The sequence below is a fragment of the Peribacillus sp. ACCC06369 genome, assembly GCF_030348945.1.
GTDB lineage: Bacteria > Bacillota > Bacilli > Bacillales > DSM-1321 > Peribacillus.
On record NZ_JAUCEN010000002.1, the window covers coordinates 2,847,267 to 2,862,909 of the forward strand.

A 15,643-nucleotide genomic window follows, 5' to 3' on the forward strand; every position below is an offset into this window, starting at 1 on the left:
ATAACATGAAATTCCATTAAAAATAGGTTTATTTACATTTCTTTGTTTGTCAAGCTTATTTTTACATTCAATAAGTTGTTATGTCCGTACTTACTACAAAATAAGAAAACACCAGGAAAATCAAAATCACGATAACATTCAAGATTATTCCAATAATGCTGCACACTTTACCAGCTGTCACCAATCCATTACCGGTTTCACCAGTAAGTTTCATTTCTTGTTTACTCTTCGCTGCAAATATTAAACCTAGTATACCTAATACGATGCCGATGAATGGAATAAGCAGGGATAATACCCCCATGATTAATGATACAATCGCTTTGCTATTGCTTTGTTTAATTTCAGACATATTTTCCACCTTCTCTCTTCCCCTTATATATACGGTCATTAAAAGGAAAAGATTCATTATTTGTTACTCATTCATCACTAATATTCCATGCTCTCCTGCCGGTGAATTTCATACACTTGGTCCAATCCATGCATGTAAAAAACGACTCATTTAGAGTCGTTTCAGATAGTAGACAAACTCGAAAAAATTGAGTTTGTCTGCAGTTAAAAAAAAGTTTTCAGAAATCCGTTCCCTTTCCGCCGACTGTCTGCCAAGCCTCTCTCATGTGGGGTTTCGGCCAGCCAGTTATTCGGCAGGAGTGGCGAAAACTTCGTTTCATCACATATAAATGAATAAATAATCATGAAGTATAACCAAATCTTGTTTTGAAATGATTGTAATCATTCCCACGGTAAAATCGTGACAGCTATTCGGGATGAGACCATTCCGAACCCTATGTTGTCTACAAACCGAGACCGGCAAATCCTATTGTCTGTATTCAGTTTTTTAGGGTTATTCGCATTCAATTTAAAAGAAAAACAAATTTAAAATTGGAACGGAAGGGGCGAGAATCCTGCGGGAAAACCCGTTTAGGGATTAACCCCGCAGGCGCAAGCCGAGGAGGCTCCCTGACCGCCCGCGGAAAGCGAGTGCCTTAAGTTCCAATCAAGGTCCAAATTGCACAAACCATAAAAAAATTGCAGACAAACTGAAACGACTCATTTCTGAGTCGTTTTTTTTAGGTTCGTTTCAATTCAAGCCTCTGGGCTACCAAAGACAGACTAAAGTTTACAATGAAATACATGAGCGCCACCAGGATCAAAATAGGTATTAAATACTTTTGACTTTGCCCATATATAATTTGACCATGATGAGTTAGCTCCGGTAACGAGATGACAACCGCTAATGAAGTATCCTTTAATAATGATATGAATTGGCTGACAATAGGAGGAACCATGCGGCGGAGAGCTTGGGGCAAAATAATATGTATCAATGCCTGTGTATAACTCAAGCCTGATGAACGAGCGGCTTCCATTTGCCCTTTATCTACAGATTTTAGCCCACTTCGAATTACTTCAGATAGCATGGCCGACTCGAAAATTGTCAATGCAACGATGGCCGCTGGAATGATTTCCAGTTTAATGCGTACCTCAGGTAAAGCAAAATACGTAAAAAATATAATTAATAACAACGGTAAATTACGTACCGTTTCTACAATCATGGCTAATATTTGAGATAGCACCGGTACCTTTGCGTAACGGATTATGCCCACAAGCCCGCCAATGATGAAACTTAGAATAATGGATATAAAAGCTACCTGGAGCGTAACCCAAAATCCTTCTAATAAAAACTTAAGATTATCCGGTGTATAGGCACCTGCAAAATCCATATCTTATACCTCCCTCAATTACTCTTTGCCAGACGTTTTTCCAAATAACCAACGCCAAGACTTAAAGGAATGGTAAGAATTAAGTAAAACGCTGCAACGAAAATGTATACATCAAACACGACAAATGTACTTGAAGAAATCAAATCCCCATGGTACATGAGATCCAGTCCTGCAACGACGGCTAAAATGGAAGAATTCTTAACTAGATTGATAAATTGGTTTCCTAGAGGAGGAATGACTATTTTAACTGCCTGTGGCAATATGACGAGCCTCATTGCCTGCCCATATGTCAGTCCTGAAGAACGGGCAGCTTCCATTTGACCCTTTGGCACAGAAAGAATGCCTGCCCGAATTGCCTCAGCTATGAAAGATGAAGTGTAAATGGTCAGGGCTAATGTTCCTGCGTATAGTCCACTTAGTTTAAGGCCCAGAAAGAAGAAAAAGGTAATAATCAATAAAGGTATGTTCCGAATGAACTCAACATAGGCGGTTCCAAGCCAGTTTAGAGGCTTTATCGGGGCAATCCGCATGATAGCAACAAGCACACCCAGGAGCAAACTCGCTACCAATGAGATTAAACTCGACATGATCGTATTTTTAAAGCCTAATAAATACATATCCAGATTCTCTGTTAAAATGGAGAAATCAAGCACGGCATACACTCCTTTAACTAGTAAGGATGAGCAAAAAGCTCATCCTCACAAGACTAATGTTCAAATGTTAATTAAGGTCATTTCCCTTACATTTGGTAATGATTAATGTTTAATCCATTTATCATGGATTTCATCGTACTTGCCTGAATCTTTAAGTGACTTAAGGGCTTTATTCAATTCGTCAACAAACTCAGCATTTCCTTTTTTCACAGCAATGCCATAAGGCTCGTCTGTAAATGTTCCGCCAACAAGCTCATAATTTGGATCCTCGTCAGCCATACCATAAAGGATTGAATCATCCGTAGTCAATGCATCCCCTTGCCCAGATTTAAGTGCAGCGAACGCTTCGGAATAGTTTTCAAATTCAAGAACTTGTGCGTCAGGAGCCTTTTCACGGATATTTATGGAAGAAGTAGAGCCCTTAACAGCCAATACCTTTTTCCCTTTTAAACTATCAATACCCTTGATATCGCTGCCTTTTTTGACTAGCAGGGATTGTCCGGCATCAAAGTAAACATCGGTGAAGTCAACTTCTTTTTTACGATCTTCCGTGATAGTCATGGTCGCTACAATCGCATCGATATCACCATTATTCAATAAGGCCATCCTTGTTTTAGAAGTCACTTCTTTAAATTCAACTTTATTCTCATCACCTAGGATTTCTGCTGCAAGAGCTTTGGCGATATCAATATCAAATCCTTCTACATCTCCAGTACTAGGATTTTTCAATCCAAATAGCCTTGTATCATTTTTTACCCCAAAAACAATCTTATCCTTATCCTTCACTTGTGCAAGAACATCCGTTTCTTTGTCTTTACCGCCACCCTCTTTATCTTTGCCTGAATCTTCTCCCCCGCCGCATCCAGCCAATAAAATGACAGCCAATAAAGATAGCAAAGATAATTTCAACCATTTCTTTTTCTTCAACATGTTAATCACCCCTGTTTTTTATTTAATGATTTAATATACGGCTAAGAAATAAACGAGCCCTCTCTTCACGAGGATTGGCGTAAAACTCAGCCGGTGATGCCTCTTCTAAAACCCTGCCTTCGTCCATGAATACGATTCGATCCGCTACTTCACGGGCAAATCCCATTTCGTGCGTGACAACCACCATCGTCATTCCTTCATGGGCAAGTGCTTTCATAACATCCAGTACCTCGCCAATCATTTCTGGATCCAAGGCTGAGGTAGGTTCATCAAATAGCATGATTTCAGGCCCCATAGCCAAACCTCTGGCAATCGCTACCCTTTGCTGCTGTCCACCCGAAAGCTGGGAAGGAAATGAATTCGCCTTATCTCCAATCCCTACTTTCTCCAGATACTTTTGCGCAATCTTTTTCGCTTCCTCTTCTGATTGTCCTAAAACCTTCCTGGGTGCAAGCATGATGTTCTCGAGCACGGTTTTATGAGGATATAAGTGAAAATGCTGGAAAACCATACCGATATTCCGCCGCAGTTTGTTTATGTCCGTTTTTCTATCCGCTACATTTAAACCATTAACGGAAAGGGAGCCTTCCGAAATGGTCTCAAGACGATTAATGCATCGAAGCAGGGTACTTTTCCCTGATCCTGACGGTCCGATGACTACTACCACCTCCCCTTTATTAATAGTAAGATTAATATCCTTCAATACATGGAAATCACCAAAATACTTATTCACCCGGTCAAAAACAATCATAATTAGCCTCCCTGCCCATAATCAATCTTTTGGTCTGAAAATTGATAATAATCAGAATTCTGAATGCATAATATAGCATTCTCTTAAATCGAATCATTTCTATATGTATAATCCTTTCTCCATTTATTATTTCCCAATATAAGGTTATTTTTTTTATTATTTTAGACTAGTAATATAAAAAATATATTCAATATTCACATTATTCATTATATATAATATTACTTAAAATTACCATATAAACTTTAAATTGTTAAAAACAATAACATATTTTATGATACTATTGCTATATTCCATAAAACCCACATATTTAAATCGATCTCCCCTAAACGGTTCCTATTTTTGTAAAAAGGGATTTATTTCCCGTAAGCAAAATGCCTGATATGAAATAGCAATTATAGAACGAACAAAAAAAAGACAGCAAAAGCTGTCTTTTACATTCATTCTTTTATAGCATCTTCAAATGGTGCTGAAAATAAGCCACTAGGCGCCAGCATATCCGTATCCGATTCCCGGCTTTCCCCACCCACAGTATATGGACCTGCTGGATAAAAATCAAACAAATCACTTTCCTTATGTATGATCAAAAAATACTCGTATAAATCATCCATAAGTTCCTGATGTTCATCTAATTTCATGATTTCGCCACATTCATCAATTACAAAGTTTTCATTAATCGCATCTTGAAGTTCCTCATTATTTGAATACGCGATAAAAAAATCCACATCTCCACACTCCATGCATAGCAAGAGTTTTTCTTCTAGTGCTTCTTGATAGGATTTCTGAACGATCTCCTTCAAAATGGCTTCAATCTTTTCAGGATTAGTTAGTTTAATTTTAGTCTGGATCACAAAATCCCTCCAATTTAATAAAATGACATTTAAAAAGTATATGCCAGTTTAATGAAAAATAAAAAAAGCAAGCTCACCCTTTGATCAATATTAAATGAAACTGCTATAAGTCCGTTCCTAATTAACCCATAAATCCAAATGGAATCCAAAGCCATCATTTCGTTCCTTAACCTAGACGCGTATGATAACCTTTACTCCACCTGCTCACTATAAGTGGAATTTGCCTAAACTTGATCATCAAGGGCAACGCATGTAATCCGGATCCCTGCGCATTTGTAAGGAATTCTCCGCCTCGTGTATATATTAAGTTTGCCCGCATAATCAGAATGATAATCTTCTATAATACAAAGAAAAAGATAATCGGAAGCGTAATCAAGCTTAATGAAGTACTAATGAACGTAGCACTTGAGACGAATTCAGGTTCTGTATTGAATTGGAGCGCATACATCGTAGTGTTGGCCGCCGTTGGCATGGCAGCTACGATAATCATGATATGCCTGACCATTTCATCCACTGGTAAGGCAAGTGATAACAGGAATGCAATGGCTGGCGAAACAGCAAGTTTAAGAAGAAGTGAAACTGATAGCTTACGATAGGCAATTTTTCTCAGTGAAATGTTGGCTAGCTGCATTCCGAGTGTAATCATAATTGTTGGGATTGCTGCATTTGCAACAAGGTTAATAGCTTCCATAACCGAATTGCTTAATGGAATTTTCACAAACTGAAAAACCGCACCTGCAATAGCTCCATACACGATTGGCATCCTGAATACTGCTTTAAGCGCTGTTTGGACTCCATTACCTTCCGGGCTGCCCTTCGCTGCGAAATAGATGCCAATGGTGCACATGACTAACTGCTGACCCACCATCAGGATGATCGCATAATCGAGTCCTGCTGCACCGAATAACAGGAAAATGACTGGTGTTCCGTAATTCCCGTTATTCATGAATGCCGATGCCAATATCATGCCGCTTGTTTCGGTAACTGAATAATTACGGAAAAACGATATGATATAGACTACCAGTATGAGAGAAAGACAGAGTACTATCGTGAAAAGGAACAGATAAAAATAATCAATCGTAAATTCTGCGGAATAAAAAGTTCGGAACACAAGAAAAGGTGACATTAAATATAATGCCATCGTGGAAATCGATTTTGTATCAAGTTTAAACTTTTTCTGACCGACGTACCCTAAAACAAAAATACCGAATATCGGTAAAAGAACGCCCAAAAATCCCATACATCTCACCTTCATAATCCTATGATTTTCTTCTAACAATATCAGTTTTATCATTATTTGTAAAAATTCTTTCAAATCGTTCCTGATTCTAACGTCATATATTCTAACATATAATGATTTTTCTTTATTTTCAGAAAATTATATTCAATTTTTGTCTATATATGGTATATTATTTATTATATTTACGTTAAAAAACGTAACATCAACACAATTGATTTATTAATAAATGAAGGGGTGTTTTTTTAGTGGATGTAAAATTCATGGAGATGGCCGTTCGGCTAGCAAATGAAAATGTATTGGCAAAGAACGGTGGACCTTTCGGTGCTATAATCGTAAAAGACGGCAAAGTTGTAGGAAGAGGATGTAATAATGTGACAACAGCCAACGATCCCACAGCTCACGCCGAAGTACAGGCGATACGTGATGCATGCAGGAATCTCAATAGCTTCCAGCTTACAGATTGTGAAATATACACTAGCTGCGAACCTTGTCCAATGTGCATCGGTGCCATTTATTGGGCACGTCCAAAAGCCATTTATTACTCATGCACTAAAGAAGACGCTGCACTTATTGGTTTTGATGATCACTTTATATACCAAGAACTTGCCCTGCCAATGAAAAACCGCACTATTAAAATGGAACAAATGTCTTTCAATGACCACGATTTACCATTCCGGACATGGGAGACCCATATTGAAAAAGTAAAATATTAATATGTTATATCTTTGCCAAAGGGGTTACGAATATGAAAAAAAACTTGCTTAAAAGGAGAATAGACGTCGCCGCAGGCAAAACGCCTGCAGACTGCGTCATTAAAAACGGGCAAATTATAAATGTATTCAATGGTGATACCTATTCAGGCGATATTGCCATTGTCGATGGTTTTATTGCTGGCATTGGGAGTTATGAGGGTATTTCAGAAATTGATGCTGCTGGAAAATTCGTATCCCCTTCTTTCATTGATGGCCATGTCCACATTGAATCTTCGATGGTCAGGCCTTCTGAACTCGCAAAAATCCTCCTTTTACATGGTGTGACCAGCATCGTTGCGGATCCTCATGAAATAGCCAATGTTTCCGGTAAAAAGGGCATTCATTATATGATTGAACAATCCGGCCAACTTCCTTTTGACTTCTACTTCATGATGCCATCTTGTGTACCTGCTACGGAGTTTGAACATTCTGGCGCTGTCTTAAGAAGTGAAGATCTAAATTCATTTTATCAAAACCCGAAAGTGCTTGGTTTAGCCGAAGTTATGAATTTCCCGGCTGTTTCACATACGGAGGATGATATGCTGCAAAAATTATACGATGCAAATAGACTAGGCAAAAGCATAGATGGCCATGCAGCTGGATTATCCGAACAACAGCTCAATGTTTATATGAGTGCCGGCATTAAAACGGATCATGAATGCACTACAGCGGAAGAGGCAAAAGAAAGACTGCGAAAAGGAATGTATCTTATGATCAGGGAAGGTACTGTTGCCAAAGATTTATTAAACCTGGTTCCAGCCATTAATGAGCTGAACTCCCGCCGTTGTTTATTCGTCACCGATGACCGGCACCTCGATGATATTGTTTCTGAAGGAAGTATCGATCACAACGTTCGACTTTCCATAGAAAATGGTATCCCACCAATTACCGCGATTCAAATGGCGACCATCAATGCTGCAGAATGTTTTGGTTTAAAGGAACACGGTGCTATAGCACCCGGATACAAGGCAGACTTCCTTCTATTAGATGATCTCGATACAATCATCATCCATTCGGTCTTTAAAGAGGGAAAACCTATGGTCCAAAATAATCGATTACTGAACTTTCCTGAAAAGGAACAGGTTATTGACGACGGTTTGAAGCACTCCGTTAAATTTCATGAAATAACGGAAGATGATTTGGCGATACCTTTTAAAAATAATCTTGCTAATATTATTGAGATTACTCCAAACAGTTTGATTACAAAGCATTCGATTGAACCGGTTACACTTAATCGTGATGGTCTATTCCAGTTCTCTGAACATGTTGATCATATAAAACTAGCAGTTATTGAACGGCATCATATGACCAAACAATTAGGTCTTGGAATCGTCAAAGGGCTTGGTTTGAAATCAGGCGCAATTGCCACTACAGTAGCCCATGATTCACATAATTTAATCATTGCCGGCACGAATGACCAAGATATGCTAAGGGCAGCAAAGGAAATCAAAAAGATGCAGGGTGGATTGGCCGTAATCCAAAATGGGAAAATACTAGCTTCCCTTCCCCTTCCAATAGCTGGATTGATGAGTGAATGCACATATATGGATGTGGTTCATTCATTGAAACGAATCGATGAAGCCCTTTTGAAACTCGGTGCCAACAGGCATTTCAACCCTTTCCTTACACTTGCGTTCTTGGCGTTACCTGTCATCCCGGAAATTAAACTGACGGATCAGGGCTTATTTTCCGTTACTGAGTTTAGGCATATTCCTATTGAAGCCGTTACGCCTGCCGATAAGTTCAATCTACTTTGACCCCCTACCCGGGGGTTTCTCCCATTCACCCCCAAAATTTCTATATGAATAATGTTATAACTCAACTTAAATCGGGAAAAGGATATAATCGGTATCATCTATGTTAAAATAAAAAAAACACAAATCTTTCTTGGAGGAGATAAATATGGCAAAACATGATCAACAGACCATCATTGGATATATTGGCACTTACACAAAAGGAAACAGCAAAGGTATTTATCGCTTTACTTTAGATACAGCAGAAGGAAAACTCAGTACACCGGTTCTTGCAGCAGAATTAACTGATCCGACTTATGTCGCCATCAGCCAGGACAAAAAGAATCTCTACGCCATTTTAAAAGAAGCGGGCAGCGGTGGGGTTTCTTCCTATTCGATTAATGAAGAATCGGGTGAACTTACCTTCTTGGGCCAACAATTGACACCGAATGGCTCTTCCTGCCATATAAGTGTCGACAGCAAGAAACAGGTCTTGATCACTTCCAGTTATGGAGATGGCCTGATTGAATCATATCCGCTTCATGACAATGCGACCCCTTTGCCAGTATCATCCACCATTCAACATGAGGGTCAAGGACCGAATGAAGAACGTCAGGAAAAAGCACACACTCACTTCGCTGGTTTCACACCGGATGAAAGGTTCATTGCTGTAGTCGACCTCGGAATAGATAAAGTAATAACCTATAAAATACATAATGGGGTTTTGGAAGAAGTAAACAGTTTATCTGTTGCTCCCGGCAGCGGACCGCGGCATTTGACCTTCCACCCAAACGGAAAATTTGCGTATGTCATGGCAGAACTTGTACCGGAAGTCATTGTTTTGAGCTTCGATAGTCTATCGGGAAGCTTTTCTGAATTGCAAACTGTTCGGACCGTTCCGGAAGATTTCAAGGAAAATAACCAAGGAAGCGCCATTCATATTTCAGATGACGGGAAATTCATTTATGCCGCAAACCGCGGACATGATAGTATTGCCGTTTACCAAATCCATCAAGAAACAGGCAAACTGGCATTCGTGGAACTGGTTTCTACCGAAGGACATTGGCCACGTGATTTTTCATTGGACCCAAGCGGAAAATTCCTGATCGCTTCTAATGAACAATCAGGAAACCTGACACTATTTGCACGGAATGAACAGGACGGAAAATTAACATTGTTGCAAAAAGATGTTCAAGTTCCCTTCCCTGTTTGTGTAAAATTCCTTTAGTTCTATAATTAAAAAAGGATTGAAGCTTTTACCACAGCTTCAATCCCTTTTTTTATAAATCCTTCTTTAATTCCATTTCTCCGCCATTTCCGGAAAATCTATAAATGGGTTTCGATTACCCTGAATTTCATGTATAGCCTGGTTTCTATGTTTTTCATAAATGCTGACCGGAAAAAGCCGGTGCCATTCCAAAAGCAGTGCCAGGTTAATTTTGCCGCTATCGATGATTCCCTCATATCTTAATAAAAAATACATGGTAGCTCTCGCTACGATACCTTTTCCATATTCAGGTTCGAATTTACCTTCATCAGATTTCCCGCAACCCGCCTTTATACCGGCAGCCGATGCTTCTGGGATATAATCCTCAAAATCATAGTATGGAAAGTTACTCCGGCTGCTGTTACAAGTTGGTTCACAAGCAAACAGATGGTGCAAATCTCCCCTCATCGGTTCTTTTTTATTGAACCATGATTGAGGTACGACATGTTCACAATTAACGAGCATGTTGTCCATCTTTGTTGATTCAATGCCTCTTGACAACACTTCAAGTATACGGATATCTTCCTCAATGACTTCCACAGGATCCATTCCTTTACCGGAATACAGACTTTTCAGTTTGCCATTTTCCTGTAAGTCCACCCAAGGGTAAACATGACGATGTGGTGAGTAGTTCAGCTGGTTTTTATGGGTTGTCACAAGCAGGTCCTTCAATCCTTCTCGGTCCAAGGAATCATCTTGATAGTATACACGCTTAAGTTCCTGATCTTTGGATTCATCATAGTATTCGCGGTTTTCATTGAAGTTCACAAACGCAGCCATTGCCATTGCCCGTTCTTTTTCAAGTACTTCAAAACTATTCTTCATCCACTCATCTCCCCACTTCTATTAAAACCTAACTTTTACCATATATAAAGTTTAATAGAAATCGAACGAAAAAAAAAGGTGCTTTAGAAGGGTCTAACGAAGAATTTCAATAAAATGGGTAAGGATTTTTGCTGTCATTCCCCAGATTACACGATCGTTATATAAGTAAAAATATTCTTCCATCTGTTTTGGCTGCCATTTATAATTCTCTCCGCCAAAGATTAAATCATGGGGGAAGTTTTCATGTGGTTCCACTTTATACTTCACATGAAATATCTCTGGCGGTTTTTCCATGAAAAAGGATAGCGGGACCGTAAAAATGGTTTCTACCTCAGCTGGATTAGGTATTATCCGTTGATGGTCACGAACAAATCCTGCATAAGGATAAACAATCATGCCAAAAGGAGATACCAAATAATCAATTGGAAAGACATTATAGATATCTTCTTTATTTAAATTAAGTTCCTCGTATGTCTCCCTTAGTGCAGCCGCCTGTTCATCATGGTCCAACTTGTCTATTTTACCGCCTGGAAAACAGATATCCCCTGGCTGCCTCCTCAGTTTGTGTGAACGCTCTTCAAATAGAACGTGTATTCCATCCTCCTTCTCTATTAGGGGTACCAATACGGCATACTTTGAAAAATTCCCACTCCCTAAAATTTCAGGGGTATGTAATGTGAGTTTTTTTGTTATATCTTCAGTTTTCATGTCCCTCACCTCTTCTGACGGAATATTGACGATATGAGATCGGTTTATTTTCTACCACTCTTATCATTCCATTTTCAAACATACGCTATAACTAAGCAAGGAAAACGATTCCAATATGTTCCCTTTAATTCATAATAGATTACTTAACCTCTATATTCTTGTTTTTTTCATACAATATAGGCCCTTAACATCCAAGAAAAGGAGGAATTAAACCTTTTTCCATTACACTAAATCTCTCATTTCATTTCCATGGGGAAAATATATTCATTAATAACCTATGTGATTAGCTAATTTGTGGATGGGCGATCACTGATAGGTTTTTCTCACTATTGATGGGATGCACATCATCCATATGGATCATTTAACAATAGATAAAAGCACCGGTCAAAGTTCTGAACGGTGCTCAAACGAAACACAGCAGTCTCAATTAAAAAGTAAAGTCTGGATCCAATCTTTGTTAATTAACAAAACCGAATGTATAAGAGAAAATTAATAGGTACATATAGAAATCCACTTTAATACTGAATTTTCAGAAATCTGATTTGTGGCCACTCATTCTATTATTTCCCGAGGTTCGTAATATTTATAGTTCTGTTAGCGCTCGCTTTACTGTCGTTACGATGAATAAGAAGTCCTCTTCAGTTATGCTAAGTGGAGGAGCAAGGGTCAGGACATTATTGAAGCCCGCTACCGTATCACCATTTTTACCTATGATCAGCCCCTTTTCTTTGCATGACGCAATCATTTTATTGATTTTGGAAAGTTCGATCGGCTGTTTTATCCCTTTATCTTCCACCAGTTCAATTCCTACCAACAAACCTTTCCCACGCACATCGCCAACATTAGGATGAGATTTGATTTCTTCAAATTCTTGCAGCAAGCGAAACCCTAACTCTTTAGAACGTTCTATAAGTTTTTCATTTTCATATATTTCAATATTCTTCAAAGCAAGGGCACAGGAAGCTGGATTGCCACCAAAAGTATTTACATGACGAAAGCGGTCATAATCATCTGTACCGATGTATGCTTCATAAATTTCACGTTTGACGGCTGTGGCGGATAACGGCAGGTAAGCGCTTGTGATTCCTTTAGCCATTGTTACGATGTCCGGTTTTACATCATAGTTCATAAATCCGAATTTCTTCCCAGTACGGCCAAACCCGCAAATGACCTCATCCGAAATGAGAAGGACGCCATTTTTCTCACAAATTTCTTTCACACGTTTCATATATCCATCAGGTGGCATCAAAACTCCGCCTCCTGTGATGATAGGTTCCATTATTACCGCAGCCACCGTTTCGCTCAACTCCCATGTAATGGTACGGTCAATTTCCGCCGCACTTTTTTCGCCGCTTTCATCCTCTGGATTTCGGTAAGTATCAGGCGGTGATACATGAAGAAATCCTGGGGCGAGTGGTTCATATTTATACTTCCGCTGCGCCTGCCCGGTAGCTGCCAGGGCTCCCATCGAATTTCCATGATAGCCGCGATAACGGGAAATGAATTTATAACGTCCATGTTCACCTTTTTGCTGATGATACTGCCGAGCAATTTTAAAAGCAGTCTCATTTGCTTCTGAACCGCTGTTAGAGAAGAAAATCACATAATCCCCACCCAGCCATTCATTTAACTTCTCTGCTAGCTTAATAGCCGGAATGTGGCTGTTCGTTAAAGGGGCATAAGGAAGTTCCTTCAACTGTTCGTAAGCTGCTTCAGCCAGTTCCGTTCGACCATAACCCACGTTGACACACCATAACCCTGACATCCCATCCAAGTAGCGATTTCCATCAACATCCGTTATCCATGCTCCTTGCCCGTTTTTGACCACCATTGTCCCAGGGTTGGGTTCAGCCCCTTTCATATGATGCCAAACATATTTGCCATCCATTGCCTTAAGATCCTGACCCTGTTTTTCAACCTGCATAAGCCACACTCCCCCAATCATAATGTATAAAGGAGGGCCGACCACAAACTGCGTCGACCCCTTTTTCATATCAGTATCTTGCCGTTAACATTTTCTTTCTAGTGTAAAATTCCACTCCGTCTTTTCCATTGGCATGAAGGTCTCCATAAAACGAACTTTTATATCCGGAAAATGGAAAGAATGCCATTGGCGCGGGTACCCCAAGGTTAATACCAAGCATTCCTGCATCAATTTCTTCACGAAATTCCCGGATGGCTTTTGCACTATCCGTATAGAGGCAGGCACCATTGGCAAATTCGGATTGATTGGTCAAATCGATTGCTTCTTCAAGGGTATTAACCCGTACTATGGATAAGACAGGGGCAAAAATTTCATCACTCCATATTTTCATGTTTGTATTTACATGATCAAATAATGTCGGTCCAACGTAATAGCCATTTTCCTGATCGCCTTCATTCCTGCCATCACGAAGGAGGACAGCTCCTTCTTTTTCCCCAATTTCAATATATTGTTCTGTTCTCTTTTTATGTGTATCACGGATCACGGGTCCAAGGAAAACGCCCTTATCCATTCCATTTCCAATCTTGATGTCATCCGCTGCAGCCTTTAATCTCTCAACGAGCGAATCTCCCACTTCTCCCACTGCAACTACCACCGATGCAGCCATGCAGCGCTCGCCTGCAGATCCGAAAGCGGCATTGGTTATGTTCGTTACCGCATTTTCCAGGTCTGCATCAGGCATGACGATTGAATGGTTTTTCGCTCCTGATAAAGCCTGGACACGTTTTTTATTGGCAGCTGCCGTTTTGTAAACATACTCTGCGACAGGCTGGGATCCTACAAAAGATACCGCTTTAATGTCTTCATGTTCCAAAATCCCGTTCACGACATCATGGGCACCATGGACAATATTGACGACACCATCCGGAACACCGGCTTCCGTCAATAATTCTACAAGACGGTTGGCTAAGAGCGGTGTCCGTTCTGAAGGTTTTAAAATAAACGTATTGCCACAGGCTATTGCAAGCGGGAACATCCAACATGGCACCATCATCGGGAAATTAAACGGCGTAATCCCGGCAACGACACCCATTGGATAACGGTACATGCCAGATTCAATGCCTGGAGAAATGTCAGGAAGTTGACTGCCCATCATTAAGGTAGGCGCACCTGCAGCGAACTCCACGCATTCAATCCCACGTTGAACCTCACCATATGCTTCTGTATAGCTTTTTCCATTTTCAATCGTGACCAGCTTTGCCAGTTCATCCCAGTGTTCTATCAATAATTGCTGGTAACGGAATAAGAAGCGCGCCCTTTTTGGCACGGCCACCTTTTTCCATTCTTTATACGCATTTTTAGCAACCTTAACCGCTTGGTTTACATCTTCCCTTGTGGAAAGGGGTACGATTGCCAAAGCTTCTCCTGTTGCCGGATTTGGCACTTCTTCATGTTTCGATGTTGAGGAATCCACCCATTTGCCACCGATATAATTTTTCAACGTTTCTACATCATTGATAACTGCCATTAAAGAAACCCTCCATTTCAACACGATTTCATAGTTTCATTATATTTTTCAAACGGACTTTTTACATTAGACGTTTTGTATAGTTTTTAATTCAATATTTGCACATATTGTTTGTTTTTGATTTTCCTATATTCATGAAAAGAATTCACCATGTAGAATCTCCTTTGTACTTTCCCTTTACCGGAAGCCCTCACACCCATCATTTAATAATGGAGTATAGCTTTAGGTCTTGATGCTTTCCCTTAACAAACATTCCTTTTCTTATGACTCCCTCAAAAGACATACCCGCCTTTTGCATGACTCGCTCTGAACCAAAATTTTCAACGAAGCAGCGTGCTTGTATTCGAACCAGGTTCATATTTTCGAAGCCAAAGGCAATTATCTTTTGGGCAGCCTCAGTCATTAAGCCACTCCCCCAATATTCGGGTGCCAATACATACCCGATTTCGGCACTATGATGATTAACCTGCCATGAAACAAAGTCAATAGTACCAATCAACTTACCACTTTCCTTGTGTTGTATGCCCCATGGAGCGATTTTCTTATCCTCATAATTTTGTAGGATGAATCTGATAAAATCCTTTGTATCACTTAGGGAACGATGGGCTTCCCATGTTACGTAGCGGGAAACTTCACTGTTGGATGCATACGCGAACATGTTTTCTGCATCACTCATGGTGACTTTCCTCATAACCAACCGTTTTGATTCTATAATAGGCAGCTGTCCATATATGTCTTTCACGTTCATGATTACACCCCATTCCAT

15 protein-coding genes are annotated in these 15,643 nt (G+C 39.8%); 3 read left to right on the plus strand and 12 right to left on the minus strand.

The genetic code is table 11. The features are described 5' to 3' along the window. Positions 1–67 precede the first annotated feature (67 nt). From QUF78_RS14650 to QUF78_RS14680, 7 genes are all read right to left on the minus strand, one after another. Positions 68–349 (minus strand): DUF4190 domain-containing protein, encoded by a 282-nt coding sequence (locus tag QUF78_RS14650; protein ID WP_289325230.1) that lies wholly within the window; start codon positions 347–349, stop codon positions 68–70. Between the two features lie 718 nt (positions 350–1,067). After that, on the minus strand, positions 1,068–1,718 hold the full coding sequence (locus tag QUF78_RS14655) for an amino acid ABC transporter permease (protein ID WP_289325231.1): 651 nt from the start codon (positions 1,716–1,718) through the stop codon (positions 1,068–1,070). A 14-nt stretch (positions 1,719–1,732) separates the two neighbouring features. After that, positions 1,733–2,371 carry an amino acid ABC transporter permease gene (locus QUF78_RS14660; RefSeq protein WP_289325232.1) on the minus strand — a complete coding sequence of 213 codons (639 nt, stop codon included), beginning with the start codon at positions 2,369–2,371 and terminating at the stop codon, positions 1,733–1,735. 102 nt (positions 2,372–2,473) lie between these two features. After that, positions 2,474–3,301, minus strand: a complete 828-nt coding sequence (locus QUF78_RS14665) for a transporter substrate-binding domain-containing protein (protein WP_289325233.1) — start codon at positions 3,299–3,301, stop codon at positions 2,474–2,476. A gap of 22 nt (positions 3,302–3,323) precedes the next feature. Continuing rightward, positions 3,324–4,052 (minus strand): amino acid ABC transporter ATP-binding protein, encoded by a 729-nt coding sequence (locus QUF78_RS14670; RefSeq protein WP_289316246.1) that lies wholly within the window; start codon positions 4,050–4,052, stop codon positions 3,324–3,326. A gap of 437 nt (positions 4,053–4,489) precedes the next feature. Beyond that, positions 4,490–4,900 (minus strand): hypothetical protein, encoded by a 411-nt coding sequence (locus tag QUF78_RS14675; RefSeq protein WP_289325234.1) that lies wholly within the window; start codon positions 4,898–4,900, stop codon positions 4,490–4,492. Positions 4,901–5,237: 337 nt separating this feature from the next. Then, positions 5,238–6,140, minus strand: coding sequence for an AEC family transporter (locus QUF78_RS14680; RefSeq protein WP_289327324.1), 903 nt, complete (start codon positions 6,138–6,140; stop codon positions 5,238–5,240). 260 nt (positions 6,141–6,400) lie between these two features. Here QUF78_RS14680 and QUF78_RS14685 point away from each other — a divergent pair, with 260 nt between their 5' ends. The 3 genes from QUF78_RS14685 to QUF78_RS14695 all read left to right on the plus strand — a co-directional run bounded on the left by QUF78_RS14685 (position 6,401) and on the right by QUF78_RS14695 (position 9,853). Continuing rightward, positions 6,401–6,853 carry a nucleoside deaminase gene (locus QUF78_RS14685; RefSeq protein WP_289318367.1) on the plus strand — a complete coding sequence of 151 codons (453 nt, stop codon included), beginning with the start codon at positions 6,401–6,403 and terminating at the stop codon, positions 6,851–6,853. Positions 6,854–6,885: 32 nt separating this feature from the next. Further along, entirely contained in the window at positions 6,886–8,649 is a 1,764-nt protein-coding gene (gene ade, locus QUF78_RS14690) for an adenine deaminase (protein ID WP_289325235.1), read from the plus strand. Positions 8,650–8,794: 145 nt separating this feature from the next. Continuing rightward, a complete protein-coding gene (locus QUF78_RS14695) occupies positions 8,795–9,853 on the plus strand; it encodes a lactonase family protein (RefSeq protein ID WP_289325236.1) in 1,059 nt (352 codons plus the stop codon). 66 nt (positions 9,854–9,919) lie between these two features. On the opposite strand, the gene QUF78_RS14700 is transcribed toward QUF78_RS14695, so the two are convergent. From QUF78_RS14700 to QUF78_RS14720, 5 genes are all read right to left on the minus strand, one after another. Further along, positions 9,920–10,717: an endonuclease I family protein gene (locus QUF78_RS14700; RefSeq protein WP_289325237.1), complete on the minus strand. Its 798-nt coding sequence runs from the start codon at positions 10,715–10,717 to the stop codon at positions 9,920–9,922. A gap of 93 nt (positions 10,718–10,810) precedes the next feature. Further along, positions 10,811–11,425, minus strand: coding sequence for an NUDIX hydrolase (locus QUF78_RS14705; protein WP_289325238.1), 615 nt, complete (start codon positions 11,423–11,425; stop codon positions 10,811–10,813). A 583-nt stretch (positions 11,426–12,008) separates the two neighbouring features. After that, positions 12,009–13,349, minus strand: coding sequence for an aspartate aminotransferase family protein (locus tag QUF78_RS14710; RefSeq protein ID WP_289325239.1), 1,341 nt, complete (start codon positions 13,347–13,349; stop codon positions 12,009–12,011). A gap of 70 nt (positions 13,350–13,419) precedes the next feature. Next, a complete protein-coding gene (locus QUF78_RS14715) occupies positions 13,420–14,877 on the minus strand; it encodes a CoA-acylating methylmalonate-semialdehyde dehydrogenase (RefSeq protein ID WP_289325240.1) in 1,458 nt (485 codons plus the stop codon). Positions 14,878–15,076: 199 nt separating this feature from the next. After that, positions 15,077–15,625 carry a GNAT family N-acetyltransferase gene (locus QUF78_RS14720; protein WP_289325241.1) on the minus strand — a complete coding sequence of 183 codons (549 nt, stop codon included), beginning with the start codon at positions 15,623–15,625 and terminating at the stop codon, positions 15,077–15,079. Between the last annotated feature and the right edge of the window lie 18 nt (positions 15,626–15,643).

Bases quoted from the DNA above. Each gene is read 5' to 3' on its own strand.
- QUF78_RS14720 (WP_289325241.1), bottom strand. From the start codon at position 15,625: ATGAACGTGAAAGACATATATGGACAGCTGCCTATTATAGAATCAAAA.
- QUF78_RS14665 (WP_289325233.1), bottom strand. From the start codon at position 3,301: ATGTTGAAGAAAAAGAAATGGTTGAAATTATCTTTGCTATCTTTATTG.
- QUF78_RS14655 (WP_289325231.1), bottom strand. From the start codon at position 1,718: ATGGATTTTGCAGGTGCCTATACACCGGATAATCTTAAGTTTTTATTA.
- QUF78_RS14710 (WP_289325239.1), bottom strand. From the start codon at position 13,349: ATGCAGGTTGAAAAACAGGGTCAGGATCTTAAGGCAATGGATGGCAAA.
- QUF78_RS14700 (WP_289325237.1), bottom strand. From the start codon at position 10,717: ATGAAGAATAGTTTTGAAGTACTTGAAAAAGAACGGGCAATGGCAATG.
- QUF78_RS14715 (WP_289325240.1), bottom strand. From the start codon at position 14,877: ATGGCAGTTATCAATGATGTAGAAACGTTGAAAAATTATATCGGTGGC.
- QUF78_RS14650 (WP_289325230.1), bottom strand. From the start codon at position 349: ATGTCTGAAATTAAACAAAGCAATAGCAAAGCGATTGTATCATTAATC.
- ade (WP_289325235.1), top strand. From the start codon at position 6,886: ATGAAAAAAAACTTGCTTAAAAGGAGAATAGACGTCGCCGCAGGCAAA.
- QUF78_RS14680 (WP_289327324.1), bottom strand. From the start codon at position 6,140: ATGGGATTTTTGGGCGTTCTTTTACCGATATTCGGTATTTTTGTTTTA.
- QUF78_RS14685 (WP_289318367.1), top strand. From the start codon at position 6,401: ATGGAGATGGCCGTTCGGCTAGCAAATGAAAATGTATTGGCAAAGAAC.
- QUF78_RS14705 (WP_289325238.1), bottom strand. From the start codon at position 11,425: ATGAAAACTGAAGATATAACAAAAAAACTCACATTACATACCCCTGAA.
- QUF78_RS14695 (WP_289325236.1), top strand. From the start codon at position 8,795: ATGGCAAAACATGATCAACAGACCATCATTGGATATATTGGCACTTAC.
- QUF78_RS14670 (WP_289316246.1), bottom strand. From the start codon at position 4,052: ATGATTGTTTTTGACCGGGTGAATAAGTATTTTGGTGATTTCCATGTA.